We start from the raw sequence: 24254 nt of genomic DNA on the forward strand, positions 1-24254 counted from the left end.
GCTGGTTGCACAAGCGTGCGTCGCAGCCCTCACAAAGCTACATCACTAATCGCAAAAGCTTACGCGCCGATCGCGTCTTTTAGGCTCTGTGCGCACAAGCCAGCATCATTTAGCTTGCGCAAAATTTCACCCATCAGCTCCTCTTTGAAAACATCCAGTATCATCGCGCTCGCATCCAGCTCAGCATAGCGCAGGGCGGGCTCGCTAAAGTTTTTAAGCTCTTTAAACCGCCGCTCGCCCCGCCTGGTAAATCCGAGCCGAACCTCGTTCGGGCTAAGGCTCAGCATGCCGCCCTCGCGAGCGAAATTATACACGATAAAGCCGTAAAGCTGCGGATCGGCGGCTTTAGCGCGCACGCTCAAAATTTCCTCCAGCCGCGCCTTCGTGCCGTCTAGATCAAGTCCCGTTTGCAGCGCGAGCTTGCCGCTCGCATCGAGCCGCAAAAGCGCCAAAAACGAAGCGAAATCCTGCGCGATGATGCTTTGCTCGTCGCATTCGACGTCGATGTAGGCGACCGCAGGCTGTTCGCTCGTGCGGTAGTCCAGGCACAGATACCAGTGTCCGTCGCCGCTGAAGGGCACCAGCCCGTCAAGCTCGAAGCTCACGCACTCGCGCTCCTCGCCCCAGCTAAAGCGCGTAAGCGACGGATGCGCCTCGCCGATGCCGCTGACGGCGTCCAGCGGGTAGCCCTCTAGCTCGTAGCGTAGGTAGCCGCCGTTTTGCACGCTTAGCATCATGACTAGCTCGCGCGGCAGGGCGTGTCCTAGCTCCTCTTCCGCGGCTCGCAGTGCCTCGGGCGTGAGCGGATCTTGTAGATATGGCAGGTAGATAGGCTTGCGCCAGATGTTTGCAAGCTCGTTTGCGTTCATTTTCGCTCCTTTAAATTTGCAGGTTAAAATTTCAAGCGCGCCTTAAATTTCAAGCTCGAAGCCGAAATCTCAGGCTATAAATTTTAAAATTTTACGGCGCCGAATTTTTTACGATCCGCTCGCCGTATTCGGCTCGCCTGCATCTATACGGCTCGTCTTTCGGCAGTTTAAATTTAATCTCGATCGGGGTGCGCCGCCGTTTAAATTTAATCTGCACCGAGCGGGCTCAAAGCCGCACGCCGATAAAATTTCATCGTAAATTTACTCGCTCCCGGCGTCCGTTTGAAGCGGCGGAATTTTACGAGCGAGCTAAAGCCTTTCGCGCGCCTAATCGAAATCATAATACAGGCTCCATGCGCCGCTTTGCGGGTTTTTGGCAAACATCAAGCTGCCGCCGTCAATGACGTTAAAATTAGCTTTTTCGTCTGAAGAGACCTGAAAAACGAACTGATAGCCCTCGCCGAAGCTCACTCCGGACTGGCAAAAGGAGGGGTAGCCGCCGAGCTTCGTGCAGTTGTAATACTCCAGCCCAGCCGTGACATCGGAATAATAAAGCCCTACCGACCTTTTAAGCTCCAAAATTTCGTGCACGACGTCAGGCTCCAGCCCGCCGCCGTCCCAAACGGGCGTATCGTCCGCGGCAAATTTGGGCTGCAAAGGGAAGGGTCTTATCTGCGAGCGCGGATTTGAAAGCTCCTTTATGACGAGCTCGCTTACGTCGCTATACTCGCGGATTGCCCACAGGCCGTCCATATCATCATCAAATTTGCCGATGAGATCCTGCGAGATGAAGACCGTAAGCAGCTTGACGCCGTCCAAGATCTGCGGCACGTAGGGCAGCGCGGGCAGGTAGAACTGCGCTAGAGGGAGCATCGGCGCGTCGTTTTGATCCACAGGCAGCTCCTCGTCCGCCGCGCAAGCGAGCACGCGGCCGATCCAGCACTCATCGATCGCGCCTCGCGGCCTCACTCCGCCCGTCTGAAAATAGGTGATTTCGCGCGCGATCTTGCGCTGCAGCTCCTTAATCTTTTCTTGCAGATCCATTTGCATTTGCGTCCTTTTCGGTTGGAATTTTAGCGCTTTTGTGAAATTATAGCGTAAATTTTACCCGCCGCCGCGAGCCAAATTTGCAGCGTAAGAAGTTGCGAAAAGTAAGATTAAAGCTTTTTGGAAGTAAAATTTAAACAGACCCACGTAAGCGGTAAATTTAATCAAAGGAGCGAAAATGACGAAAGATCAGTGCTGCGTCCTAAAGCATTTGACGGCGGGCGAGACGGGCGGTTTTGAGAAGATAGGCGAGATGAATGACGGTGAATTTTTGAACGCGCTTATCGGTAAAGGGCTTGTTTGGATGCTTGACTGGGCTGGCGAGGACGAGACGGGCGATGTGGGCAAATTTATCAGCTCTAGGCTAGGTGCGCTGCAAAGCGGCGTGTCACTAGAGTGCGATAAAATTTACGCAAGGCTCGAAAAAGAAGCAAAAAAAGAGGATTTCGAGCGCGGCGATGCGAGCCTATTTTTGATGAACGAGTTTCAAAAAGCGCTGAAGAAGAGCTATTTTAGGCTCTTTACTTTGGATCTTCATAGCGACGCTTACTATCTGCTCGTCGCGCACAAGGACGCCGAGAAAGATTTTAAAAAGCTAGGCAAGCGCGAGGAGCTATTTTGGGATATCGCGCCGTGGGGCAAGCGCCGCAAAAGGCAGATCCTTTACGTTATAAACTGCGAGTGCGGCGAGATGTCCGCGTGGCAGCTGGATGCGGACGAGCCGTCGCCAAGAGACGAGGTTTGCGAGGTCTGCGGGCGGGTGCTTTTTGACGCAGACGGCAATGCGATGCAGCCTTTAGAGAAGGAATTTATCTGATCTTGCTTATCGCGGTTTTGCGTGCGAAGTTCTGACTAGATGAAAGTTAAATTTTATTGCGCAGATTGACAGGATTTGGCGCACAGGTTTGGTTTGCAGCTCGCCGGCGAAGCGTAGTTTAAATTTAAGGCTCGCCGGGGCGGCGAAATGCGTTTTGATACGGCTCGCTCCGGTAGTAAAATACGCTTCCGCGGCTAGTTTTGGTTTTCTATTCACGCGAGCGGCGAAATTTTGCGGCTTGCCTTTGTATTTCGCAAGACCACAGTGCAGGACGCCCTCTTTTAGCGCTTACGTTTCGCTTTTACGTTTTTGCCTCTCAAGTTCGCAGTCGCGGACGTATCCGTTCATGCTACGCTAAATTTTGATTTTAATGGTCACAGACATCAAGCCTATTTCGTTAAAATCAAAATTTAGCTCTGTTGCGATCACTAAATTTATAATCCTGTAAATTTAAAATTTTAATCGTAAAATTTTGAACTAAAATCTCTAAATTTTAAAATTTTAATGCAATACGAGCTTGTTAGCTCGTTTACCATAAGGCTAGTAAATTTTGCCACCGTAGAAGCGACGAATTTATTCGATAAAAATAAGACAAAATTTTCTCTAGAGAGCGCCCGAAAAGAATTCTGATATTAGCGCGCCCTTAAACGCGCCGTGTTTGAAATCCGAAACCGACGACGTGCGGCGAAAGGCTAACTGCGAGCTTTGGCGATGCACGCCTCGATCGCCGCCATCACCGCTGCGCGAAACCCCGCAGCCTCCAGCGCCGCGAGTCCCTCAATCGTCGTGCCTGCAGGCGAGCAAACCGCGTCTTTGAGCTCCGATGGGCGCTTGCCGCTTTGCACCAGGCGCGCCGTGCCCTCTACCGCCGCCGCTACCGCGTCGTAGCACAGCGCCCGCGGCAGTCCGCCTCGCACGCCCGCATCCGCCGCCGCCTCGATAAAGGCGCACACATACGCAGGCAGGCTACCTGCAATCCCCGTAAATGCAGCAAAGCAAGCCTCGTCTATCTCGTAAAATTTGCCGATTTTGGCGGCTAGCGCTCGCACGATCTCCCGACTGGCCTCATCAAAATACTCGCCGTAGCACAGCGCCGTAGCCGATGCGCCGATGCCCGCGGCGACGTTTGGCATTGCGCGGGCTACGAGAACGTCCGCACCTACGATATTTTGGGCGCGCTCTAGCTTGAAATTCGGCGCCAAAAGAAGCAGGATTTTGCCCGCGAGCTCAGGCGCGATCAGGCGCAAAATCCCCTCGTAGCTAGCGGGCTTGGTCGCGAGCACGATCATATCCGCAGCGTGCGCCAGTTGCGCCTCGTCTTGCAAAATTTGCACGCCGTAGCGCTTGCGCAAGGCTTCGTTTTTGCTTCTAGCGTAGGCTAGGACTTGAAGCTTCGTATCGGAGTCGGACTGCGCGCAGGCGGAATCACGTTCGTGGCTCGCAAAATCCTGCTCTAAATTTGCGGAATTCCGCTCGCAAGCGGTAAAATTTTGAGTATCGGAAATAAAATTTCGCCCGCCGTGCGCGAAATTTTCTTTATACTCTGCAAAATTTTCTCCGCTCGCCGCGCAATCTCGTCCGCCGGCTCCGCAAAGTGCTGCGATCATCGCCTCGCCCATATTTCCGCCGCCGATAAACCCCACTTTCATTTTCGCTCCTTTTAAAGCTAAATTATGCCTCAATGATAGCTCAAAATTTCTTTATCCGCCCTTGCGGCGCGCGGTTTATCTACGTAAAAGCAAATTTTAGCTACAATCTCGCCTAAATTTTTTAAAAAAGGATGCGTTATGGCAATAAATGTTTTTTACGACAAAGATTGCGATTTGGGTTTGATTAAGGCTAAAAAGGTCGCTATGATCGGCTTCGGCTCGCAGGGGCACGCTCACGCCGAAAATTTGCGCGATAGCGGCGTAGAGGTCATCGTGGGTCTAAAAAAGGGCGGCGCGAGCTGGAGCAAGGCCGAGGCAAAGGGCTTTAAAGTAATGAGCGTCGGCGAGGCTACGAAAGCAGCCGATCTTGTAATGATCCTAACGCCTGATGAGTTTCAAAACGACATTTTCAAAGCGGAAATCGAGCCAAATTTAAGCGAGGGCAACGCGATCGCGTTCGCGCACGGCTTTAATATCCACTTCGGACAGATCGTCCCTCCAAAGGGCATTGACTGCATTATGATCGCTCCGAAAGCCCCGGGCCACACCGTCCGTAATGAGTTCGTAAGCGGCGGCGGCGTGCCGATGCTGATCGCTGTTTCGCAAAACGAAAGCGGCAGAGCCAAAGAGCTTGCTCTAAGCTACGCAAGCGCGATCGGCGGCGGCCGCACCGGCATCATCGAAACTACTTTTAAAGCAGAGACCGAGACCGATCTTTTCGGCGAGCAGGCTGTGCTTTGCGGCGGACTTTGCGCGCTCATCAACGCGGGCTTTGAGACCCTCGTCGAGGCGGGGTATGAGCCTGAGATGGCGTATTTTGAGTGCCAGCACGAGATGAAGCTGATCGTGGATCTCATCTATCAAGGCGGTATGGCAGATATGCGCTACTCGATCTCAAACACCGCAGAATACGGCGATTACGTAAGCGGTAACCGCGTCGTAAACGAAAGCAGCAAAGCGGCGATGAAAGAGGTGCTAAAGGAGATTCAAAACGGCAAATTTGCAAAAGACTTCATCCTCGAGCGCAAGGCGGGCTACGTGCGGATGAACGCCGAGCGCAATATCACGGCAAATAGCTTGCTTAGCAAAACCGGCGAGAAGCTTCGCGCGATGATGCCGTGGATCGCCAAAGGCAAACTCATAAACAAAGATAAAAACTGATTTCGGCTGAGCTTTGGCTAATGCAAATCCACGCGGGCACCGCAAAAAGCGCCCGATCAATTACATAGCGATCGCCTTTGTCGTAATCTTATGCTTTTTAAGCGGCGCGGTTACCTACGCGGTTTTGGATCTCGTATTTTCGGGCAATAAAGCTGCGTTGCAGCAGAGCTCGCGCAAACAAGCTTCCAAGAGCACTTCCGATCCTCGCGGTAAAAAGCCGCGTTTAAGCGCTGCGGAGAAGGAAGCTCTGATTCAAAAGGAGCTTGATAAGATCGCCGAGCAAAACGTAACCGCGCCGAAGATGAGTATCGAGCCCGCACGGCAGAATTCTGCAGGACAAAATTTAGTGAGGCAAAATTCTTCAAACGGCGATTCACAAAATTCCGCAAATTCTATGGCTTCCGCAAATTCCGCCGCCGTAAATTCGGCAGGTGACGGATCGGACGTAAATTTTACCGCGGCAAATTCCGCTTCAGAAAATTCCATAAATTCTACTGCACAAAGTCCTGCTTCCGGCAGCGCAGACGATCTTTCTAAATCGCCGCGCAAGGCTTTGCCCGCAGGCTCTCGCGCAAAGTTAGCGATCATCATCGACGACGTAGGCACCGACGAGCAGGCGCAAAAAATCGCTGCTCTTCCCGTGCGCGTGACGCCGTCCATCTTCCCGCCGGAGTATCAGCGCAAGGACACGCGCTCGCTCGCTCGCGGCTTTGAGCATTACGCGATCCACCTGCCGATGGAGGCAAGCTCTGCCAAAAATAACTCCGCGACGCTGCGAGCTTCGGATAATTATGAGAAGCTGCGCGGCGTTATAGCCAAGCTGCGCGCGGACTTTCCGAACGCTAAATTTATAAACAACCATACCGGTTCTAAATTTACAGCCGACGAGCGCGCGATGCAAAATCTGCTGCGCGCGATGAACGAGCATGGATTTTTATTTATCGACTCTCGCACGAGCCCCGCTACCAAGGCCAAGGCGGCGATGAATGGGTTTGGCATGCGATATGTGCATCGCGATGTGTTTTTAGATAATCAAAACAGCGTCGCCGCGGTGCGCAAAAAGCTGCGCGAGGCCGTCGCGCTTGCTAAAAAGCAGGGTTACGCCATCGCTATCGGCCATCCCAAAAGCTCCACTCTGCGCGCGCTTGCAAACAGCTCCGACATCTTAGGCGAGGTCGATTTGGTCTATTTGGACGAAATCTATGAGTACTACGAGTGAGCTTAGTTTTAAAATTCAAAGCCTAGCAAGGCTTGGTGCGAGCGAGCCCGCGCAGCTGTATTTTAGGGGCGAGCCGGCGCTACTGCAAAAGCGCCGCATCTCGATCGTGGGCTCGCGCAAGATGAGCGTTTATAGCAAAAATTTGATCCTGCGCCTCGCGCGCGCCTTGAGCGATGCGGACTTTTGCGTCGTAAGCGGCGCGGCGATCGGCTGCGACATAGCCGCGCACGAAGGGGCGTTTCCAAACACGATCGCGGTTTTTGGAAACGGCCTTGATCAAATTTATCCCGCGCAAAACGCCGCCATGATCGGCAAAATTTACGAGCGCAGCCTCGCGCTTAGCGAGTACGAGGACGGCGTGAGCGCGCGCGGATTTCAGTTTTTGCAGCGCAACCGCATCGTCGTGGCGCTGTCCGAAGCGCTGATCGTCGCTCAAGCCGAGCCCCGCAGTGGCTCGCTGCAAAGCGCGCGTCTGGCTCGCGAGATGGGCGTGCCCGTGTACGTACTGCCGCACCGAATGGACGAGAGCGCGGGCACGAATGATCTGCTCGCAAAATCTCAGGCGCGGCTGATTGCGGATTTTGGCGAGTTTGTCGCCTCTTTGGCTCCGCAGACGCCGCAAAACACTGAGCGCACGCAGGATGAGGTGATGGAATTTTTAGCGATAAATTCCGATCTGCAAGCGGCGATCGAGCGCTTCGGCGATAAAATTTACGAATACGAGCTTGAAGGCAGGATCGAAATTTTAGGCGCAAAGATCGTGGCAAAGTAGCCGGCGGGCGCTTGCTTGCCGTGGTTTGATCGGGTGCTGCCCGCCGGCACGGCTTGTTTGCATGGTGCCAAGTCTGCGCGGTCGGAGTTTAAATTTAGAAAAAGGCGGCTTGATAAAATTTTACTTTCTACAAGTAGCACTTGAGCTTAAAACAAACTCGCGCGGTTTGTTTGTCAGCGCCGCTCGCCCCGCTTGTGGTAATGATCGGTTTGTGAATGCCACGCGCAATTTGTAAATACTTTGCGGCGTGGAATTTAAGCGTTAAAATGCATGAAATTTTCTGAAATAGCGTTTAAATGTTTGTTTGCCTATCATGCTAAATTTTTGCGGGTAAATTTGGCTGCGGATTTCAGCGCGAGTGTGGTAGGCTAAATTTGCCGCAAGGAAAAATTTTGAGCGTGGCAGCAAAATTTTACGAGTTATAAAGCGTAGGGACTTGTATCTGCTCCGCCGCGTGAGCGTGGGTTTGCTTTAAAATTTTGATTTTGCGTGGGGTGGGTTGGTTGCACGTCTGTATCTGCACGGCAGGATTTATGGCTGCCGTGAGTTTGGGTGTCGCTTACATGCAGCTCGCGCGGACTCAGTGCGGATGTACCAAGTCGGCGCGGCGATCGAAATTTTGGAATTTGAAGCTCGCGGCACGCTAAATTTAATAGCTCGCAAGCGGCGCGAGCGAGTGAAATTTATGTCAATTTCGTATAAAATTTCATAAATTCCGCAGCTAAATTCTGCGATAAAATTTAGTTATGAAATTCCGATCGCGGAATTTTGGTGGCATAATTTTAATAGCGAAATTCCGTAAAATTCCATAAAATTTAATGTAAGTAAAGGATGAAATTTGATAGTTGCGATCGATCTTGGGCTTAAGCGTATCGGCGTGGCAGCGGCACCGGATGATAAGACGCCGCTTCCGTGCGAGCCGATCCTGCGCAAAAACCGCACCCAAGCCGCGCGCGAGCTAAGCGAACTGCTGCGCGAAAAGGGTGCCAGCGTGCTAGTGCTGGGCGTGCCGCGCGGCGGGGCGAGCGAGGAGGAGATGAGCAGGCGCATACGCCACTTCGCCTCGCTGCTGGATTTTGACGGCGAGATAAAATTTCAAGATGAGAGCTTTTCGAGCGCCGAAGCGGCGGAGTTTGCGAGTAAATGCGCTAAGGGCGGCGGCAAGGATCCGCGCTTTGATAGCATCGCCGCGACGATAATTTTGCAGAGGTTTTTGGCGAGCATGGGCTAGGCACGCGCGTAGTGATGTAATTTGCGCGCGGCGGCGCAAGATAGAATTGCCACTCGTCTGTTTTGCCGTTTGTCTATTTTGTCGCCGTTTGAAAGGCCGCGAAATTTTACTCGCTCACCTAAAACGGACGGAATTTTATGCTCGTTAGAGATTGATAAAATTTCATCGCCCGCTAAAGCCTGGCGAAATTTTGCTTTGCCTGCAAAGAGCCTGCGGAATTTATTTTGACTGTAGCCGTAAATGACGCTTTAGGTGGTTAAACCGAGTGAGATTGACAGCGGTTTGAGCTTTAAGTAGTGAGGTTTATGCATTTTGGCGATTTGTGCTCGCGCGCACGGCTGCTATTTTAAGTTTTTTCAAGGTCTATTTAGACGCAAAGAATGCTAAGCAAAATTGCAAAAACGCGGATGCATCATAGAATAGGGCGTAAATTTTGCGATAAATTTCATTTAGGGAGCGGTTATGTTTAAGATCACGATGTTAGTAAAAAGGGCACCGGGTATCACGCAGCAGGAGTTTGTGGCACACTGGGCGGCGCATTCGCAAAAGGTTTTGGTTAATCAAAAGGGGCTAAATATCGTCCGCTATGCAAAAACTATGCCTATCTTTATCGAGGGACAGAGCACCAAGCGCGAGACGGCAGCGTTTAACTACGATGCGATGGGTGAGCTGTGGTATGAGAGCGTGCAAGCGTTTGCGGATGCGCGAAACAGCGAGGCGGCGCGAGCGGTGCTAGCGGAGCTGATGGCGGATGAGGCGAGGTTTTGCGATATGAAAAACTCCGTGATGTGGTTCGGCGAGGAGGAGGCTGTGATAGAGTTTGAGCACTAGGGAGCGCGGCTTGCAGCGAATAAATTTTGAAGTAAAGCTCTTTAAATGGATAGAATTCTGTGTGGCATTCTAGTTTTAAAATGGGTGGAATTTTACAGACTAGGCTTGCGCGGCTAAAATCGCAATCGCAGTCTACATAGATGAAATTTACATGCGCTATACAGATACTGCGCGGCCTAAATTATTTTAAGGCTCATATATCTAAGTGGTGTAGATCTAAGAAGCCTGGGTATTGGAGCCAAAACGCCTAAAGACGCATTACGCTTGCGATTTTGGCATAGGCAAGCCGATTTCTAAGATAAAATTTAAAGGCTGGCTGCGTAAAATTTTTTAAAATTTCTAAGCAGCAATGCGAAATTTTCAAAAATTTTCTATGGCGCGGCAAGATGCTTGTCGCGGGTTTGGTACGCGACAAAATATTTTACACATTAGAATGTCGCTCTGATAAATTACCATTGTAGAGTCCGTAGGTGTTTCAGACCTCAAGGATTAAATGTTTTTTTATAAAAACTGTAGGCGCCGTGGATGCCGCATAGACGGTGCGAGTAAAAATTGAGGCAAGCCAGCCATAAAAATAATCTTGCAATTAAAATTTTAATTTGTCTTTTTAAAATTCCGCTCAAAGCTCCGTTTAAAATTTTATTTAAAATTTTGCTTGGGATTTTGATAGAAATTTTGCAGGAATTTCGCCGTAAATTTCACAGCTATTATCAAAAATTAAAATTTTATCCCTCGCTTTTTGCTATAATTATTTTTAAAATTTAAAAGGAGCAAAAATGAAAATTTTAGCGTCGATTACCGCACTAATCGTAGCAGCCTACTTGCTCGCGCAGATATTTTTCCCGCAGGGGGTCTCGTTTGTCGGATGCGGCATCGGTAGGGCTAATTCGTGCGAAGACTATGGAACATATTTGCTTGAGGAGCGCGATTATGAGGCGGCAAAAAAGCCATTTGAAAAAGCTTGTGAAGCGGGGCTAGAAAATAGCTGTGCTATCGCGGGGGATTTATATTACGACGAGCAAAATTTATATAAAACTACGAAAGATAAGGGCAAGTCCGCGCGGTTTTATTCCAAAGCGTGCGAGCTGGGAGCCGCCAAAGCTTGCTACAACGCCGCGATAATCTCTTATAAAAATGCGGATAAGAAAAATACATTTGCGTTTTTTGCCAAATCATGCGATTTGGGACTAGGCGAGGGCTGCTTAAATGCTGCGGTCGCTAGCTACGAAGAAAAAGACTATCAGGGCGCTCTTAAGTTTTTCCTCAAATCTTGCGATGCTGCTTTGGCAGAGGGATGCCAAAGGGTCGGGCTAGCGTATTCAAAGAAGGAATTTGGCGAGCCGGATCTGGATAAAGCGATGATCTACTACGACAAGGCTTGCAAACTGGGGGCGGAGTTTAGCTGCAACGTAGTAGCTGCGATGAATAAAATAAATGCAAGCGAGGCTAATGCTACTAAATAGATGGCAGGGCTAGCTAGATAATACGGCGAGATCGAAATTAGTATAGAAATTTTGCGGAGCTTTATGGGATTTTATGAAATTTCGTGAAATTTTGTCTTTAAATTTTATTGCTGAGATTCCGCATATTGCGATAATGGCGATGGATAGCGATTTTAAAATTTCAGTATCTTGGAAGTTTAGAATTTAATCTATGCTGTGGATTTTATTGACAGAATTTTAACTTGTCATAGACTTATCCATCGCGATATAGGGATTTCATCATAATCATGGTGCTAAATTATATATCGTTGAAAGCGAAAAAATTGCGCAAACTAGCGAGTAGCTATGCAATCACAGCTGATATGGCAAAAATATCCGAAAAAGATCGCACGAGGTAATCAATCTGCGAAGTAAGCAAAATCAATTATCAAGTGGATGGAATCTATCAATAAACAAGTAAAATTATTCATCGCAAAGCAAGCAAAATCGATCTGTAAATGGGTAGATCAAGCTTGAAACTAACTCGAAGTGCCTGTAAATAAGCTAAATTGCAAGCAAGATAAATTTTAAGCAGAAATATTGTAAGAAAGTAAAATTTTAGATGGGGTAAGCGGGATAAATCGATTTCAAATCACCGTATAAGTTGGATGACGATCCTAATTTAAAGCCCCATTTTTCCGGGATTTAAGATGCCTTTTGGATCGAACGCCCTTTTGATCGCGCGAAATAGCTCCATCTCTGCTGCGCTAAAAGCTAGCGGCATAAATTCCGCCTTACTTAGCCCGATGCCGTGCTCGCCGCTGAGCGTACCGCCAAGACCAACTGCAGCTTTGAAAATTTCGGTGATTGCGTCATGTCCGCGTCGCACTTGAGCTTCATCTTTTTTGTCGGCGACCATGACGTTGGTGTGGACATTGCCGTCGCCCGTGTGCCCGAAACAGGGCACGCGCACGCCGTATTTATCGCCGATGCGCGCGATACGGCGCAGTAGCTCGGGCAGCTGCGAGCGCGGGACGGTGATGTCCTCATTTAGCTTAAGCGTGCCGTAGATATTGATCGCCTGCGAGCAGTTGCGTCTCGCAAACCAAATGCCCGCGCGCTCCTCTTCGCTTTCTGCGATGCGAAAGTCGCTCGCGCCGTTTTGAACGAAAATTTCTTTTATGAGTGCGAGCTCCTCCAAAAGCACTGCTTCTAAATTGCCGTCGGTTTCGCAGATCAAAATCGCGCCCGCATCCCTTGGCAAGCCTTTGTGAAATTTCTCCTCGACCGCGGCTATACACAGCGCGTCTAAAAATTCCATCGCCACGGGCGTGATACCGGCAGCCATCGTCTTATACACGGCATTCATTGCCGCATCTACGCTAGGAAAGACGCCCATCGCAGTCTTTTTAAGCTTTGGCATCGGGATTAGTTTGAGCGTGATTTCGGTGATGATGGCAAGCGCGCCTTCGCTTGCGATTAAAATTCCTGCCACGTTGAAGCCTGCGACATCTTTGATAGTGCGTTTGCCCGCTCGGATCACCTCTCCATTAGGCAGTACCGCACGCAGTGCCATTACGTAGTCTTTGGTGATGCCGTATTTTGCGGCGCGCATGCCACCGGAGTTTTCGGCGACATTGCCTCCTAGCGTGGAATAATCCTGGCTTGCGGGATCGGGCGGATAAAAAAGCCCGCGCACTGCAGCTGCTTTTTGCAGATCGATATTTATGCAGCCGGGTTGGACTACGGCGAGTAGATTTTGCATGTCGATTTCTAGAATTTTATTCATATGTTTTTCAAATGCCAAAATCACTCCACCGTTTGCGGCTAAAGATCCACCCGTAAAACCGCTACCTGCGCCTCTTGGAACTATGGGGATTAAATTTTCGTTGCAGAATTTTAAAATTTGACTGACATCGTCCTCACTTCGCGGGAAAAGCACGCCGTCCGGCAGGCAGCGTCTTTTCGTCGCGTCGTAGCAGTATGCCGTACGATGAGCCTCGTCAAAATAGGCATTATCCGCACCTAATAGATTTGTAAAAAACGCTTGCGCGGCACTATTCATCGCCGTCTAAGCCCAGCAAATAGCGGTAGTGCTTGTCGTAATCGCTGATCGGGCCGTTAGTAAAATCCCAAATGACGGTCTTTATCTCGCCCACGCGCGAGTAAAATGGCAGCTGATAATAAGCCACACTGCCGCTAGCAAACGTACGCAAAGGCTTGAAACTACCGCAGTCGGCAAATACGCCTTGTTTATCCATCGCGATAAAAATCAGTCCGGCGCTGTTTTGCGCGCAAATTTTACGAAAATCGTCGCGGCTGGGATTTGGCTTGTGGTTGTAGCTAAGATAGGCGCCGCCAAGATCTGGGTGGATAAAATTTATATTCGGAAAAGCCTTGATAACCTGCTCGTAAATTTCAGCGTTAGGTGCGACGATTATGGCGCGGTTATAGAGGAAATTTAAGATCACTTTATCGCCGCTTGAGGGTAAAATTTTAGGCAGTGGCAGCGCCTCTTGAGCTAACATATCAAAGACCTCAAATCGCACCTTCGCCTTGCCTGCGCTTTTTTGCGTCACGACTGCGCGCGCGATGATGGAGCTTGCGCCGCTACCGAAATTATGCATCACCACTCCGCTGCTACCTACGGCAATCGTAGGGCTATCTGTGATCTCGCCCGAACCATCCGCTACGCTAAGTAGGGCGGTTTCGTATCGCGGCATGTTAAATTCCGCCCCTGTCGCCGCGCTTAAAAATAGACCTAAAATAAGTAAAGCTTTTTTCAAAATTCTACTCCTGAATAAAATTTTGGCTAATTATACATAAAACTTTGAAATTAGCGATAAAATTCCGCGGTATTTACGAAATATAAGCGTTTTTTCGTTACAATCCCGCCTTAAAATAATATTTCAAAGCGGTTTTATATGACTAGAATTTTTATATTGCTTTTTCTGTGGATAGGCGTAGTTTTTGCGAACAACCCCAGCGTAGAGAAGTTTGCCTGGCCAGATGGCGTGAGTCTTCTGCAATTTATGGAAACTGCGGGCATCCCCGCATCTGTATATTACGACCTGGATAAAGAAGACCAAGAGCTTGCCGCTGAGGTGCGCGCGGGCGTGGAGTGTCAAATTTTACGTGATCCAGCAGGTCGCGTCTCCCAGCTGTTAATCCCCGTCAGTGAGGAGCTTCAGATCCACATATACCGCGATAAATTCGGCACTTTTAGATTCGTTTATACTCCGATAGTTTATGAGGAAAACAGCTACTCTTTAGGAATTCAGATCGAAAGCTCGCCCTATCAAGACATCATCAAAGCTACGGGCAATGCAGCTTTAGCGAATGAGTTTATGCTTGTTTTTAAAAACGAGGTAAATTTTAAAAAGCTGCAAAAGGGCGATAGGCTCGTGATTCTATACGAGCAAAAAACGCGCCTTGGCAAGCCTTTTGGCGGAGTAAATATCACCGCAGGAATGATCGAGGAAAATAAAAAGCCCAAATCGCTATATTTTTTCGACGATAAATACTATGACCGAAGCGGTAAAAAGGTCGAATCTTTTCTACTAATCACGCCGCTTGTTTATACTAGAATTTCATCCTATTTTACCCCTAAAAGATTTCATCCGATTTTAAAGCGATATCGCGCGCACTTAGGCGTGGATTATGCAGCTCCCAAAGGCACTAGGGTAAATGCAGCAGGGGCGGGCAAGATTAGCTTCGTAGGGCGTAAAAACGGCTACGGCAATACCGTCGAAATCAATCACGGAGGCGGTATTAGCACGCTTTATGCGCATCTTAGTGGCTTTGCTAGCGGCACAAAAGCAGGCGTTAGCGTCAAGCAAGGTCAGTTAATCGCCTACGTGGGCTCGACCGGGCTTAGTTCGGGACCGCATCTGCACTTCGGACTTTATAAAAATAAGCAGGCGATAGATCCGCTTAAGGTAGTCAAGATTGAAAAAACTAACGTCATAAGCGCTGAGGAACTTAAATTTAAAGCCCTCGTCAAAGATATGGACGCCAGAATGGCTGCGGCTAAAGACGGCTCGAAAAACCCTGCTAAATTTGAAAACTACGAGTCGCTTATCACGATAAATTAAGGCTGAAAATGGAAAATAAAGAGCAGCTGGACGACGTCGAGGAAGCCAAAGCGCTCCTTGATGCGCATCTGGACGATACGCTTGAGCATGAGCTAAGCGCCGCCGATCTTACGGAGCATTTAAAAACTCTAAAAAAGCATGACGAAGAAAAATACGTAGAATTCTTAAAAAAGCTAGATCCTGAGGATCTTGCTGATGCTGCGCTTGAGATGCCCGAGCATATGCTCGAAGATGTCATCGAAACTCTGCCTCACGAAAAGATCGTCAAAGCGATCGAGGAGCTCGAAAGCGACGATCAGGCGGAGCTTTTGCAAAACATCGGCGAAATCGACGAGGACAAGGCCGAGCAGATTTTCTACGGGCTTGATGAGGACGATCGCCACGATATTCTTACTATCTCCAAATATAGCGAAGATGAGGCGGGCGCGTATATGCAGACCGAGGTCTTTAGCGCCAGGCAGGATCAGACTCTGGGGCAGGCGGTCGAGATGTTGCGCGTTATGCGCGAAAAGGACGAGATCGAAAACGTCTTTCAGCTCTTCGTGCTCGATAAAAAGGGACATCTGCTTACTACCTTTTCGACGTCCGATCTGATTTTATATGATTTTTCGCTCACACTGGAGCAAATCTCACAAAAATTCGGCGCCGAAAATAAAATCCATTTCGCTACCGATACCGATAAGATCGACGACGTAATCAAGGATTTTGAGGAGTTCGACCTTAACGTCATCCCCGTTGTCGATGCTAACGGCGTGCTCATCGGGCGGATTACCGCCGATGATATCCACGATCTCATCCAAGAGCGCGCCACCGAGCAAATTTACAACCTCGCGGGCGTCGATGACGAAGCGGAGGATGATGAGACTACGATCTTTAAAGCAGGTCGCGCGCGCGCTGTGTGGCTAGCGGTAAATTTATGCACGGCGATCGTAAGCTCCACGATCATCGGGCTTTTTGACGCTACTATCGAAAAGCTGGTCGCACTCGCCGTGCTTATGCCAATAGTCGCCTCCATGGGCGGCAACACCGGCACGCAGGCGCTTACCGTAACCGTGCGCCGCCTAGCCTTGGGCGAGATAGCGTTTAAAGACAAAAAGCAGGTTCTCTTTCGCGAGATCACAATCGCTTTCATAAACGGCCTCATTTTTGCTACGCTGATGGGGTTTGTGGCGTATTTTTGGTTCGGCATTAAGCTTTTGGGGCTGGTGATTGCGATGTCGATGGTGCTAAATTTAACGCTTGCGGGGCTTTTCGGCGCCGTCATTCCGATCACGCTTAAAAAATTAAATATCGACCCCGCCGTCGGCAGCTCCGTGCTGCTTACCACGGTAACGGATATCGTGGGATTTTTTAGCTTTTTAGGACTTGCGACATGGATACTACTATAAAAAATTTTAAAATTTCCGAGCTTAAAAGCTCGAATTTCGTTAAACCCTTTCGCTTAAATTTTGAAATGGACGGCGTAGCGCGCGCGTGGGACTGCGTAAAGGTGCACGATAGCGTCTCGATCTTGCTTTATCATACGCAGCGCGACGCGCTTTTGCTCGTCAAGCAGTTTCGCCCCAGCGTGTGGTTTTATCAAGAGGAAAATTTGATAAATTCGCCCGAAAAGGGCTACACCTATGAGCTTTGCGCTGGCATTTTAGATAAGGGCATCAGCGAGGAACAAACGGCGATCGAAGAGGTGCTCGAGGAGACGGGATATGCCGTGAAAGATCTGAAATTTATCACGAGCTACTATAGCGCCCTTGGCTTTGCGGCGAACCGTCAAATTTTATACTTCGCGTGCATCGACGAATCGATGAAGCTAGGTAGCGGCGGCGGCGTGGACGGCGAGAAGATCGAGCTTTTCTACCTGCCTGCAGCCAAGGTGCGTGAGTTTATGTTCGACGAAAAGATCGTGCGCGCGCCGGGGCTGATCTTGGCATTTCAATGGTTTTTGAGCGAGTTTAAAGCTTAGCGGCGAGATGGAATTTCGTGTGCCATCGCGCGTTTTTGCGTCTCGGCTTTAAATTTAAAGGACGGCGATGAGGGTTTTACTTAGGCTGTGCGTTATCGTGGCGTGCCTTTATGCAGCGATCGCGGCGGGACTTTATATCTTTCAGGAGCGGCTGATATTTTTGGGCGAGCCGCTAGATAAAAACTTCAAATTTAGCTTTGAAAATTCCGAATTTACAGGACTTGTAAACGCTCCCGAGAGCGGCGCGCATTTAGATATGCGGGCATCCGCTACGCAAAATAGCGCCTCTACGAAGAGCAGCGCGGATGAAGGTGCTTCCGCAGCGAGCGGCACAAAAGAAAGCGGCGCCGCAGCGGGTGAGATTAAAAGTGAAAACACCCAAACTAGCTCCGAGCGCGTCGGTGAAAATACTTCTCAGGATGCCGCTACGGGCAATAACGCAAACGTCGCTGTGATAAAATTTCAAGAGATCAATATCCCGTTCGGGGGCGGGTCTATAAACGGGCTGAAATTTAGCGCGGCAGAGCCTAAAGGCGCGATTTTGTTCTTTCACGGCAACTTCGGCGACGTGAGCGGCTGGGGTGCATACGGCGCGGATTTTGCGGCTTTGGGATACGATTTTTATATTTTCGATTACCCGGGCTACGGCAAATCGGACGGCAAAATTTCATCGCAGCAGCAGCTTTTTACGAGCGCGGATGCGATGAGCCGCTACGTTTTAGCGCAGCATTCGCCAAGAAAGCTCGCGATGATCGGCTACTCGATCGGAAGCGGCATCGCAGCGCAGCAGGCTGCGAAGTGGGACGCGACGCGGCTGATTTTGCTCGCGCCCTATTTTAGCTTCGAGCGGCTCGCGCATGAAAAAATCCCCTTCGTGCCGAAATTTTTGATCCGCTATAAGATTCCGACTGCGGAATTTTTGCAAGCGGCACGCGGCACTCAGATCACGCTCATCCACGGAGCCGCAGATGAGCTGATACCGGTGCAGCACTGCCGCGATCTTGCGGGATCTCTTAAGGCGGGCGATCTATTTTATGAAATACCAAACGCGCGGCATAATGGACTGCTGGCAATGCCCCGTATTTGGGAAATTTTAAAAGAGAGACTGCAATAATCTAGCGGAGCTCGGCGTAAAATTCCACGCAAAATTCGACCGCTAAATTTTAAAATTTTACGTAGAATTCCGCGCGGGCTCGGTCTCCGTAAAATCTCATGAAATTTTATAGCGGCAAAACACGGCACCAAAACAAGGGCGCAATTTCAAATCAAAATTTGCGCACCGTTAGCGTAAGCATAGAGCCGACTTGGTAGCGTTAAATTCTTTCTAGCGCGTAGGTGCTGTAAATTTCAAACTAAAATTTGCGCTAGGCTGCAACGCCGTATGTTTTAGCCGCGATAAAATTCTGTGAAATTTTATCCCCGCAGCCGTTTATAAATTTCAAGTCTAAATTTTATATTTATGCCCTGATGGCGCCGTATGTTTTAGCCGCGCAAAATTCTACCATACGAAATTCTATCTCGTAGAATTTTAATTTGCCGCGCTCAAATTTTATCCACCGTTCTGAAATTTATCTCACCGCGCCTAAATTTCTCCCTCTCGTCGCGCTTTACCCAAATTTATATTTAGTTGTTGTAAAATGCGTTTTTAAAAGGATTTTAGCGGTTTGTGATATGAGTATTTTAGAGCTTACGGAGTGCGTGGGCATCGCTTCGGCGGCGCTTAGCGGGTTTTTATTCGGCGTTAAGAAGGGCTGCGATTGGCTTGGGATCTTTATCGCGGCGTTTTTGACTGCGCTTGGCGGCGGGATCATGCGCGACACCTTGGTAAGCCGCGAGATCTACTCATTTACGCACTACGCGCCCGTAACCATCGTGCTTGCGGTAAGCGCCGTAGCCATTTTTGCCAAACTTTACGAGAACCGCGATTTAGAGGGTAAATTTTTATTTATTCTAACCGATGCGATCGACGTCATAAGCTTTTCGATCGTTGGAGCGATGGTCGCGCTAAGCTACAATCACAACGTTTTCGGCGTAGTACTGATCGCATTTTGCAACGGCGTGGGTGGTGGCATTTTGCGCGACGTACTGCTGAACGAAGTGCCGTGGTTTTTACATACGGGGCTTTATGGCACGATAAGCATGGGCGTGGGCTTGATATATTTCGTGCTTGATGGATTGGGGCTTAGCGGCGTAGTTTCGGTGCTTATTTTGCTAGTTTTAGGGGTTGCGTTTCGCATGATGGCTTATTACAAATCTTGGCATCTGCCTAAAGTGGAGTATAAAAAATGAACTATTTGATGGATAATTTCGCGCGCGTAAACGTAGCGCTAGTAAGAGGCGAGGGCTCGATAGTCTATGATGAAGCGGGCAAGGACTACGTGGATTTTGGCGCGGGTATCGGCGTAAACTGTCTAGGGCACGCAAACGAGATCGTCTTAGAAGCGATCGGCACGCAAGCCGCGCAGATCATCCACGGCTCAAATATCTATAGAATTCTGCCCCAAGAAGCCCTGGCTCAAAAGATTAGCGAGCTTTTGGGGTACCGTACATACGCGGTGTTTTGCAACTCGGGCGCGGAGGCGAACGAAGCTGCGATCAAAATGGCGCGCAAATACGGCACCGTAAACTTCCCTAATAAAAAATTTGAAATTCTAACTCTGCGAAATTCATTCCACGGCCGCACGCTAGCGACGCTACAAGCTACCGGGCAGGAGAAATTTCATCCGGAAATTTTTGCGCCCTATATGCCCGGGTTTAAATTTTTCGACGATATCGAGGAGATCATCGCGCACATCGATGAAAACAGCGTCGCCGTGATGATCGAGCTAGTCCAGGGCGAGGGCGGCATTAAACCTCTGGATAAGGCTAGCGTGCAAAAGCTGGCGGCTGTTTTAAAAGAGAGAAAGCTGCTTTTAATCACCGACGAGGTGCAGTGTGGCGTATATCGCACGGGCGAGTTTGCGACGTCGCAAATTTACGGCATCCGCCCCGACATCATCACCTTTGCCAAAGGTCTTGCGGGCGGCGTGCCGATCGGCGCGTGCGTGGCGCAGCAAAACATTTTCGCTCCGGGCGAGCACGGCAGCACCTTCGGCGGTAACTTTTTGGCGACCTCTACGGCGCTTGCGGTGCTTTCGCAGCTTCAGTTTTTAAAAGCGAGCGGCAAGCTTGATAAGACTATAAAAAGATTTATCAAAAAACTAGACGCCATCGCCGCAGACTATCCTAGCCTGATCGAAAAGCGCGTGGGGCTCGGTCTGATGCAGGGCCTCGTGTTGCGCGATGAAAAAAATCTGGGCGAGATCTTTAACAAAGCCCTGCAAAACGGGCTTTTGATCCTAAAATCCGGTAAGCGCACCCTTAGATTTTTGCCTGCATTAAATATCAAAAAATCCGAGATCAAAGAGGGCTTCGCGCGCCTACGCAAAAGCCTGGACGAGATAGTGCGGGCGTGAAATTTAGCGATTTTTTTGAGGGCTGGCTAAACGAGAGATACTACGCAAATGCCGCTAAAATCGGCAAGAGCGGCGATTTTTACACCGCCGTGAGCGTAGGGAGCTTCTTTGGGATCTGCATCGCGCACGAAATTTTACGCCTAAGCGCTGATTTTGGCGCGACGCAAGCATTAAGCTTAGATGCGGCGACAAGCCCAATTGCATCGCGGCAAAATTTTGCGGCTAATCCCGGCGAACCAAATTTAGATATTGTGCTCGCAGAAAAATCGCAAAATAACGCCAAAATCGCTATCGTAGAGATAGGATCGCACGACGGGCGGCTGCTTTGCGACATAGCGCAAGCTATATTTACGCTAGGCGGTGTGGCGGCGCTTAATAGATTTAGTTTTGCGATCATCGAGCCGCACGAGCGTCTGCGCGAGCTACAGCGGGCGAGCTTTGTGGAGTGCTTCGGCGGCGAAATCGCGCTAAAGCACTTTGCAAGCGCGCGCGAGGCGAAATTTAAAGATGTGATCTTTGTGGCAAATGAGCTTTTCGACGCCTTTAAATGCGAGGCGGTGGATGGCGAAAATATGCTTTTTATAAAAAGCGGTGCGGCAAAATTTGCCCCCATAAAAGAAGGCGAAATTTTGACCATCGCGCGCAGATTCGGTATCTCGCGCGGCGAAATCCCGGTCGGATACTTTCGCTTTGCGCGCGAAATTTGTGCCAGCGCGCAGCGGTTTTATTTCATCGCCTTCGATTACGGGCAGATGGGCGCTAGCGGCGATTTTAGCCTGCGGATCTACCGAAATCACGAAGTTTTTAGCTTCTTTGAGGTGCAAAACTTGAGCGATTTTTACGGCAAAAGCGATCTTACCTACGACGTAAATTTTGAAATTTTACGCGCGGCGTTTGAGGACGCGGGCGCGGCGGCGACGGATTTTAAAAGACAGATCGCAGCTTTGATGGACTTTGGCGCGGTCCAGCTTTTAGAGCTTTTTATGCAAAAAAGCGGCGAGAAGGGCTATCACAACGCGCTTTTGCAGTTCAATCACCTGCGCGCGGAGTTTGGCGAGAAGTTTAAGATGATAAAATTTAAAAAGGGGCTTTGATGAAAGCTTTTATCGATTGCGACTGCGAAATTTTACAAAAGACGCTGGAGTTGTTTTTGAAAGACCATGCCGCAAGTGCACAGGATTGCGACTTTGTGATAAGCGATGAGCCACAAAGCTCGGCAAAACCGCTATTTTTAATCAGCGAGGGCGGAGATCTGACGCTACCGTTTTCAAAGAATACCTTGCTATCGAAGCTGGAGGATTTCCAAGGTTTGCTAAAGCGGAATCTTAGCGGATACGATGCGGCGGAAGAGGAAATTTGCGCGCTGTTTGATGAGTTTAAGACAAGAATCATCGAAATTTTAAGAAGGCAAAATGGCTAAATTTTCCAAACCTGACGGCGCGCTCTTTACGCAAATTTCAAGCGGCATTTACAAAGGTAAAAAGCTCGCTCTGCCCGCGCTTTCGAGCACGCGCAGCACGAAAAGCATCGTAAAGGGCTCGTTTTTCGATACGTGGCGGGCGGAGTTGCGCGGCGCGACGTTTATCGAGTGCTTCGGCGGCAGCGGTGCGATGGCGCTTGAAGCGCTAAGCAACGGCGCAAAAAACGTTTATGCGATCGAAAAGGATGCCGTCGCGCATAAGATAATGCGGAAAAATTTCGAGCTTTTTGGGCTCGGCGCAAATGCGATTTTGGGCGATTGCTTCGAGCGACTACCCGAAATTTTGCACGAGCTGCAAGCGGGCACGAACGGATGCTCGGGCGCGAATTCGTTAAATTTGAGCGGCAAAAATTTCAAAAACCATGCCAACGACGACGCCTGCTGTAAAAATTCAAGCAGCGAAAAAGAGGGTTGCCGCAAAAGCTTTAGTAGCGTAGAGCAGGGCAAGAACGGATACCGCGCCGCGCAAAGCATCGAAGCGGAAGATAACGCGCAAAGTGGCGTGAAAAATTTAGCTAAATGCGGCACGGGAAACGGTGCGCCTGACAGCGCGCAAAATGGCGCGCAGAGCGGCACAAATGGTGATCACGCGAGCGAGGGCTTTGGCGATTGTGCCCGGATTGGCGATTATGCGGGCGCTTCTAGTATAAAATACTGCGTTAATTCGCTAGCCACGGACGTCGCGAGCTTTAGCGAAAAGTTTGACGATAACTGCGCTTCTCAATACGACGCTAGCGGCACCGAGACCGCTAATTGCAACTTAAATTTAAACTCAAAATGCGGCGAAAGCTCTAATTTTGACGTAAATCGCGGTGCGGGCTTAGACGTGGGCTGCGAAGAGAAAAAAAGCTTAAATTTAGGCGAAAATTTTGATTCTAGCTGCAGAAAAAGTTTACATTCAAGCGCAAATTTCGTCTATGATTCAAGAAAAAATTCTACTGAGAATTCTGACGGAAAATTTAGCCCCAAGTGTGAAGAAAATTCACGCCCAAACGTAAATTTAACCCGCGGTTCAAGAAAAAATTCTGCCGCTAACTCCCGTGAAAATTTCTCCTGCGGTTTAGGCGAAAGCTCTACCGCAAACGGCTTAGGCGAATGCTCTGCCGTAAATTTTAGCGAAAGCCATACCGCAAATTCTAGTGAAAATTCCGTCTCCGATCCCGCGCGCAGAGTGTTTGTATATCTGGACCCGCCGTTTGCGATCAGGCAGGGCTTTGGTGAGATTTACGAGCGCGTGTTGGCGCTAATAGCGCGCCTAGGCTCCGTGCAGTGCGAGCTGCTAATCGCGATCGAGCATATGAGCGAGCTTGAGCTGCCGCCTAAAATCGGCGATTTCGCGCTGCTTAAATCGCGCAAATTCGGCGCTACAACGATGAGTTACTACGCAAGATGAAAAGCTTAAAGCAAATTTTAGATTATTACGCCGATTTGAAAAATTGCGACGCGGATCTTTTCGGCGCGCCCGATCCGCTGCAGGTCGCAAAGGGACATCGAAACGACGTCGTAGCGCTCATCTGCGCGCTGTTTGCTTACGGCAACGCGGCTCAAATTTTAAAATTCCTTCGCTCGCTTGATTTTTCTCTTTTAGACGAGAGCGATGAGTGCATTGGTGCGGAACTTGCGGGCAAAAAGTATAGATTTCAAAGCCCGCGCGACGTCGCTGAAATTTTTATAACTTTAAAGCGGCTTAAAAATAGCCTTAGCATCGAGGAGAGCGTGCTTCGCGGCATGCAAAAAAACGGACGGATCGAGGATGGGATAAATTTTTTAATTGGCGAAATTTACAGATTAAATCCTTATCGCAGCCAGGGATATGAGTTTTTTTTCGGGCGCGGCTTCGCGCAAAGGCCCGCGTCGCCGTACAAGCGCTACAATCTTTTCCTGCGCTGGGCGGTGCGCGACAGCGACATCGATCTGGGGCTGTACAAAAAGATCGAAAAATCGCGCCTCCTCATCCCGCTCGATACCCACACGCATAAAGTTTCACTTAAGCTTGGGCTGATCGATCGCAAGAGTTACGATTTTGAGGCGGTTTTGCAGCTTACGCAAAGCTTAAGGCGCTTCGATCCGAGCGATCCCATCAAATACGACTTCGCGCTGTATCGCCTTGGACAGAGCGGCGAGATAGATAAAATTTTACCTGTACTAAGCGCGAGTTTAGATAAAACTGCGAAGTAAGTCGGCGGAATTTTGCGCTGTGCTGTCGCATAAGCGGAGTTGGCTTTATGGATTTTGTCGTGCGCCTTGA

General features: G+C 49.5%; 23 protein-coding genes. 18 read left to right on the forward strand and 5 right to left on the reverse strand.

Annotated elements, in window-relative coordinates:
* Positions 1-59 precede the first annotated feature (59 nt).
* On the reverse strand, positions 60-869 hold the full coding sequence (locus CGRAC_RS04350; protein WP_005871989.1) for an SMI1/KNR4 family protein: 810 nt from the start codon (positions 867-869) through the stop codon (positions 60-62).
* 327 nt (positions 870-1196) lie between these two features.
* Entirely contained in the window at positions 1197-1919 is a 723-nt protein-coding gene (locus tag CGRAC_RS04355; protein WP_050346314.1) for a YwqG family protein, read from the reverse strand.
* Between the two features lie 175 nt (positions 1920-2094).
* On the opposite strand from CGRAC_RS04355, the gene CGRAC_RS04360 reads away from it, so the two are divergent.
* The gene (locus CGRAC_RS04360) at positions 2095-2733 is read left to right on the forward strand and encodes a DUF6630 family protein (protein WP_040304074.1); all 639 of its coding nucleotides are present in this window, start codon (positions 2095-2097) and stop codon (positions 2731-2733) included.
* A 692-nt stretch (positions 2734-3425) separates the two neighbouring features.
* Here CGRAC_RS04360 and proC read toward each other — a convergent pair.
* Positions 3426-4382, reverse strand: a complete 957-nt coding sequence (gene proC, locus CGRAC_RS04370) for a pyrroline-5-carboxylate reductase (protein ID WP_005871979.1) — start codon at positions 4380-4382, stop codon at positions 3426-3428.
* Positions 4383-4520: 138 nt separating this feature from the next.
* On the opposite strand from proC, the gene ilvC reads away from it, so the two are divergent.
* The 7 genes from ilvC (at position 4521) to CGRAC_RS04405 (ending at position 11059) form a co-directional block, all read left to right on the forward strand.
* Positions 4521-5543, forward strand: coding sequence for a ketol-acid reductoisomerase (gene ilvC / locus CGRAC_RS04375; protein WP_005871978.1), 1023 nt, complete (start codon positions 4521-4523; stop codon positions 5541-5543).
* 13 nt (positions 5544-5556) lie between these two features.
* A complete protein-coding gene (locus CGRAC_RS04380; protein WP_005871977.1) occupies positions 5557-6762 on the forward strand; it encodes a divergent polysaccharide deacetylase family protein in 1206 nt (401 codons plus the stop codon).
* A complete protein-coding gene (locus CGRAC_RS04385) occupies positions 6746-7534 on the forward strand; it encodes a DNA-processing protein DprA (protein WP_005871976.1) in 789 nt (262 codons plus the stop codon). The genes CGRAC_RS04380 and CGRAC_RS04385 overlap by 17 nt, the downstream gene beginning before the upstream one ends.
* A 499-nt stretch (positions 7535-8033) precedes the next feature.
* The gene (locus tag CGRAC_RS11830) at positions 8034-8246 is read left to right on the forward strand and encodes a hypothetical protein (RefSeq protein WP_143297846.1); all 213 of its coding nucleotides are present in this window, start codon (positions 8034-8036) and stop codon (positions 8244-8246) included.
* Positions 8247-8372: 126 nt separating this feature from the next.
* Positions 8373-8765 carry a Holliday junction resolvase RuvX gene (gene ruvX / locus CGRAC_RS04390; protein ID WP_005871972.1) on the forward strand — a complete coding sequence of 131 codons (393 nt, stop codon included), beginning with the start codon at positions 8373-8375 and terminating at the stop codon, positions 8763-8765.
* A 462-nt stretch (positions 8766-9227) separates the two neighbouring features.
* Positions 9228-9596 carry an EthD domain-containing protein gene (locus CGRAC_RS04395; RefSeq protein WP_005871970.1) on the forward strand — a complete coding sequence of 123 codons (369 nt, stop codon included), beginning with the start codon at positions 9228-9230 and terminating at the stop codon, positions 9594-9596.
* Between the two features lie 776 nt (positions 9597-10372).
* Positions 10373-11059: a tetratricopeptide repeat protein gene (locus CGRAC_RS04405; protein ID WP_050346315.1), complete on the forward strand. Its 687-nt coding sequence runs from the start codon at positions 10373-10375 to the stop codon at positions 11057-11059.
* 640 nt (positions 11060-11699) lie between these two features.
* Here the strand turns inward: CGRAC_RS04405 and CGRAC_RS04410 are convergent.
* The gene (locus CGRAC_RS04410) at positions 11700-13082 is read right to left on the reverse strand and encodes an FAD-linked oxidase C-terminal domain-containing protein (protein WP_005871958.1); all 1383 of its coding nucleotides are present in this window, start codon (positions 13080-13082) and stop codon (positions 11700-11702) included.
* Positions 13075-13803, reverse strand: coding sequence for a plasminogen-binding N-terminal domain-containing protein (locus CGRAC_RS04415; protein ID WP_005871956.1), 729 nt, complete (start codon positions 13801-13803; stop codon positions 13075-13077). The genes CGRAC_RS04410 and CGRAC_RS04415 overlap by 8 nt, the downstream gene beginning before the upstream one ends.
* A 138-nt stretch (positions 13804-13941) precedes the next feature.
* On the opposite strand from CGRAC_RS04415, the gene CGRAC_RS04420 reads away from it, so the two are divergent.
* The 10 genes from CGRAC_RS04420 (at position 13942) to CGRAC_RS04465 (ending at position 24184) form a co-directional block, all read left to right on the forward strand.
* Positions 13942-15111 (forward strand): peptidoglycan DD-metalloendopeptidase family protein, encoded by a 1170-nt coding sequence (locus CGRAC_RS04420; RefSeq protein ID WP_005871954.1) that lies wholly within the window; start codon positions 13942-13944, stop codon positions 15109-15111.
* A gap of 8 nt (positions 15112-15119) precedes the next feature.
* A complete protein-coding gene (mgtE, locus tag CGRAC_RS04425; protein ID WP_005871953.1) occupies positions 15120-16499 on the forward strand; it encodes a magnesium transporter in 1380 nt (459 codons plus the stop codon).
* On the forward strand, positions 16484-17071 hold the full coding sequence (locus tag CGRAC_RS04430) for an NUDIX domain-containing protein (RefSeq protein ID WP_005871952.1): 588 nt from the start codon (positions 16484-16486) through the stop codon (positions 17069-17071). Before mgtE ends, CGRAC_RS04430 begins: the two co-directional genes overlap by 16 nt.
* A gap of 67 nt (positions 17072-17138) precedes the next feature.
* Positions 17139-18185, forward strand: a complete 1047-nt coding sequence (locus CGRAC_RS04435) for an alpha/beta hydrolase (RefSeq protein ID WP_005871951.1) — start codon at positions 17139-17141, stop codon at positions 18183-18185.
* A gap of 557 nt (positions 18186-18742) precedes the next feature.
* Positions 18743-19360 (forward strand): trimeric intracellular cation channel family protein, encoded by a 618-nt coding sequence (locus CGRAC_RS04440; RefSeq protein ID WP_040304072.1) that lies wholly within the window; start codon positions 18743-18745, stop codon positions 19358-19360.
* Positions 19357-20526, forward strand: coding sequence for an aspartate aminotransferase family protein (locus tag CGRAC_RS04445; RefSeq protein ID WP_005871949.1), 1170 nt, complete (start codon positions 19357-19359; stop codon positions 20524-20526). Before CGRAC_RS04440 ends, CGRAC_RS04445 begins: the two co-directional genes overlap by 4 nt.
* Positions 20523-21620 (forward strand): SAM-dependent methyltransferase, encoded by a 1098-nt coding sequence (locus tag CGRAC_RS12195; protein ID WP_005871948.1) that lies wholly within the window; start codon positions 20523-20525, stop codon positions 21618-21620. The genes CGRAC_RS04445 and CGRAC_RS12195 overlap by 4 nt, the downstream gene beginning before the upstream one ends.
* Entirely contained in the window at positions 21620-21946 is a 327-nt protein-coding gene (locus CGRAC_RS04455) for a hypothetical protein (RefSeq protein WP_005871947.1), read from the forward strand. The genes CGRAC_RS12195 and CGRAC_RS04455 overlap by 1 nt, the downstream gene beginning before the upstream one ends.
* Positions 21939-23399 (forward strand): RsmD family RNA methyltransferase, encoded by a 1461-nt coding sequence (locus tag CGRAC_RS12915; RefSeq protein WP_005871945.1) that lies wholly within the window; start codon positions 21939-21941, stop codon positions 23397-23399. Before CGRAC_RS04455 ends, CGRAC_RS12915 begins: the two co-directional genes overlap by 8 nt.
* Positions 23396-24184, forward strand: coding sequence for a TIGR02757 family protein (locus tag CGRAC_RS04465; RefSeq protein WP_005871944.1), 789 nt, complete (start codon positions 23396-23398; stop codon positions 24182-24184). The genes CGRAC_RS12915 and CGRAC_RS04465 overlap by 4 nt, the downstream gene beginning before the upstream one ends.
* The last annotated feature ends 70 nt before the right edge of the window (positions 24185-24254 follow it).

It is taken from the genome of Campylobacter gracilis, assembly GCF_001190745.1.
In the GTDB taxonomy this organism is placed as follows: Bacteria; Campylobacterota; Campylobacteria; order Campylobacterales; family Campylobacteraceae; genus Campylobacter_B; species Campylobacter_B gracilis.

What these genes read in the sequence shown, in the direction of transcription:
- CGRAC_RS04350 (WP_005871989.1), bottom strand. Translation starts at nt 869, where the DNA reads ATGAACGCAAACGAGCTTGCAAACATCTGGCGCAAGCCTATCTACCTG.
- CGRAC_RS04355 (WP_050346314.1), bottom strand. Translation starts at nt 1,919, where the DNA reads ATGCAAATGGATCTGCAAGAAAAGATTAAGGAGCTGCAGCGCAAGATC.
- CGRAC_RS04360 (WP_040304074.1), top strand. Translation starts at nt 2,095, where the DNA reads ATGACGAAAGATCAGTGCTGCGTCCTAAAGCATTTGACGGCGGGCGAG.
- proC (WP_005871979.1), bottom strand. Translation starts at nt 4,382, where the DNA reads ATGAAAGTGGGGTTTATCGGCGGCGGAAATATGGGCGAGGCGATGATC.
- ilvC (WP_005871978.1), top strand. Translation starts at nt 4,521, where the DNA reads ATGGCAATAAATGTTTTTTACGACAAAGATTGCGATTTGGGTTTGATT.
- CGRAC_RS04385 (WP_005871976.1), top strand. Translation starts at nt 6,746, where the DNA reads ATGAGTACTACGAGTGAGCTTAGTTTTAAAATTCAAAGCCTAGCAAGG.
- CGRAC_RS04395 (WP_005871970.1), top strand. Translation starts at nt 9,228, where the DNA reads ATGTTTAAGATCACGATGTTAGTAAAAAGGGCACCGGGTATCACGCAG.
- CGRAC_RS04405 (WP_050346315.1), top strand. Translation starts at nt 10,373, where the DNA reads ATGAAAATTTTAGCGTCGATTACCGCACTAATCGTAGCAGCCTACTTG.
- CGRAC_RS04410 (WP_005871958.1), bottom strand. Translation starts at nt 13,082, where the DNA reads ATGAATAGTGCCGCGCAAGCGTTTTTTACAAATCTATTAGGTGCGGAT.
- CGRAC_RS04420 (WP_005871954.1), top strand. Translation starts at nt 13,942, where the DNA reads ATGACTAGAATTTTTATATTGCTTTTTCTGTGGATAGGCGTAGTTTTT.
- mgtE (WP_005871953.1), top strand. Translation starts at nt 15,120, where the DNA reads ATGGAAAATAAAGAGCAGCTGGACGACGTCGAGGAAGCCAAAGCGCTC.
- CGRAC_RS04430 (WP_005871952.1), top strand. Translation starts at nt 16,484, where the DNA reads ATGGATACTACTATAAAAAATTTTAAAATTTCCGAGCTTAAAAGCTCG.
- CGRAC_RS04435 (WP_005871951.1), top strand. Translation starts at nt 17,139, where the DNA reads ATGAGGGTTTTACTTAGGCTGTGCGTTATCGTGGCGTGCCTTTATGCA.
- CGRAC_RS04440 (WP_040304072.1), top strand. Translation starts at nt 18,743, where the DNA reads ATGAGTATTTTAGAGCTTACGGAGTGCGTGGGCATCGCTTCGGCGGCG.
- CGRAC_RS04445 (WP_005871949.1), top strand. Translation starts at nt 19,357, where the DNA reads ATGAACTATTTGATGGATAATTTCGCGCGCGTAAACGTAGCGCTAGTA.
- CGRAC_RS04455 (WP_005871947.1), top strand. Translation starts at nt 21,620, where the DNA reads ATGAAAGCTTTTATCGATTGCGACTGCGAAATTTTACAAAAGACGCTG.
- CGRAC_RS12915 (WP_005871945.1), top strand. Translation starts at nt 21,939, where the DNA reads ATGGCTAAATTTTCCAAACCTGACGGCGCGCTCTTTACGCAAATTTCA.
- CGRAC_RS04465 (WP_005871944.1), top strand. Translation starts at nt 23,396, where the DNA reads ATGAAAAGCTTAAAGCAAATTTTAGATTATTACGCCGATTTGAAAAAT.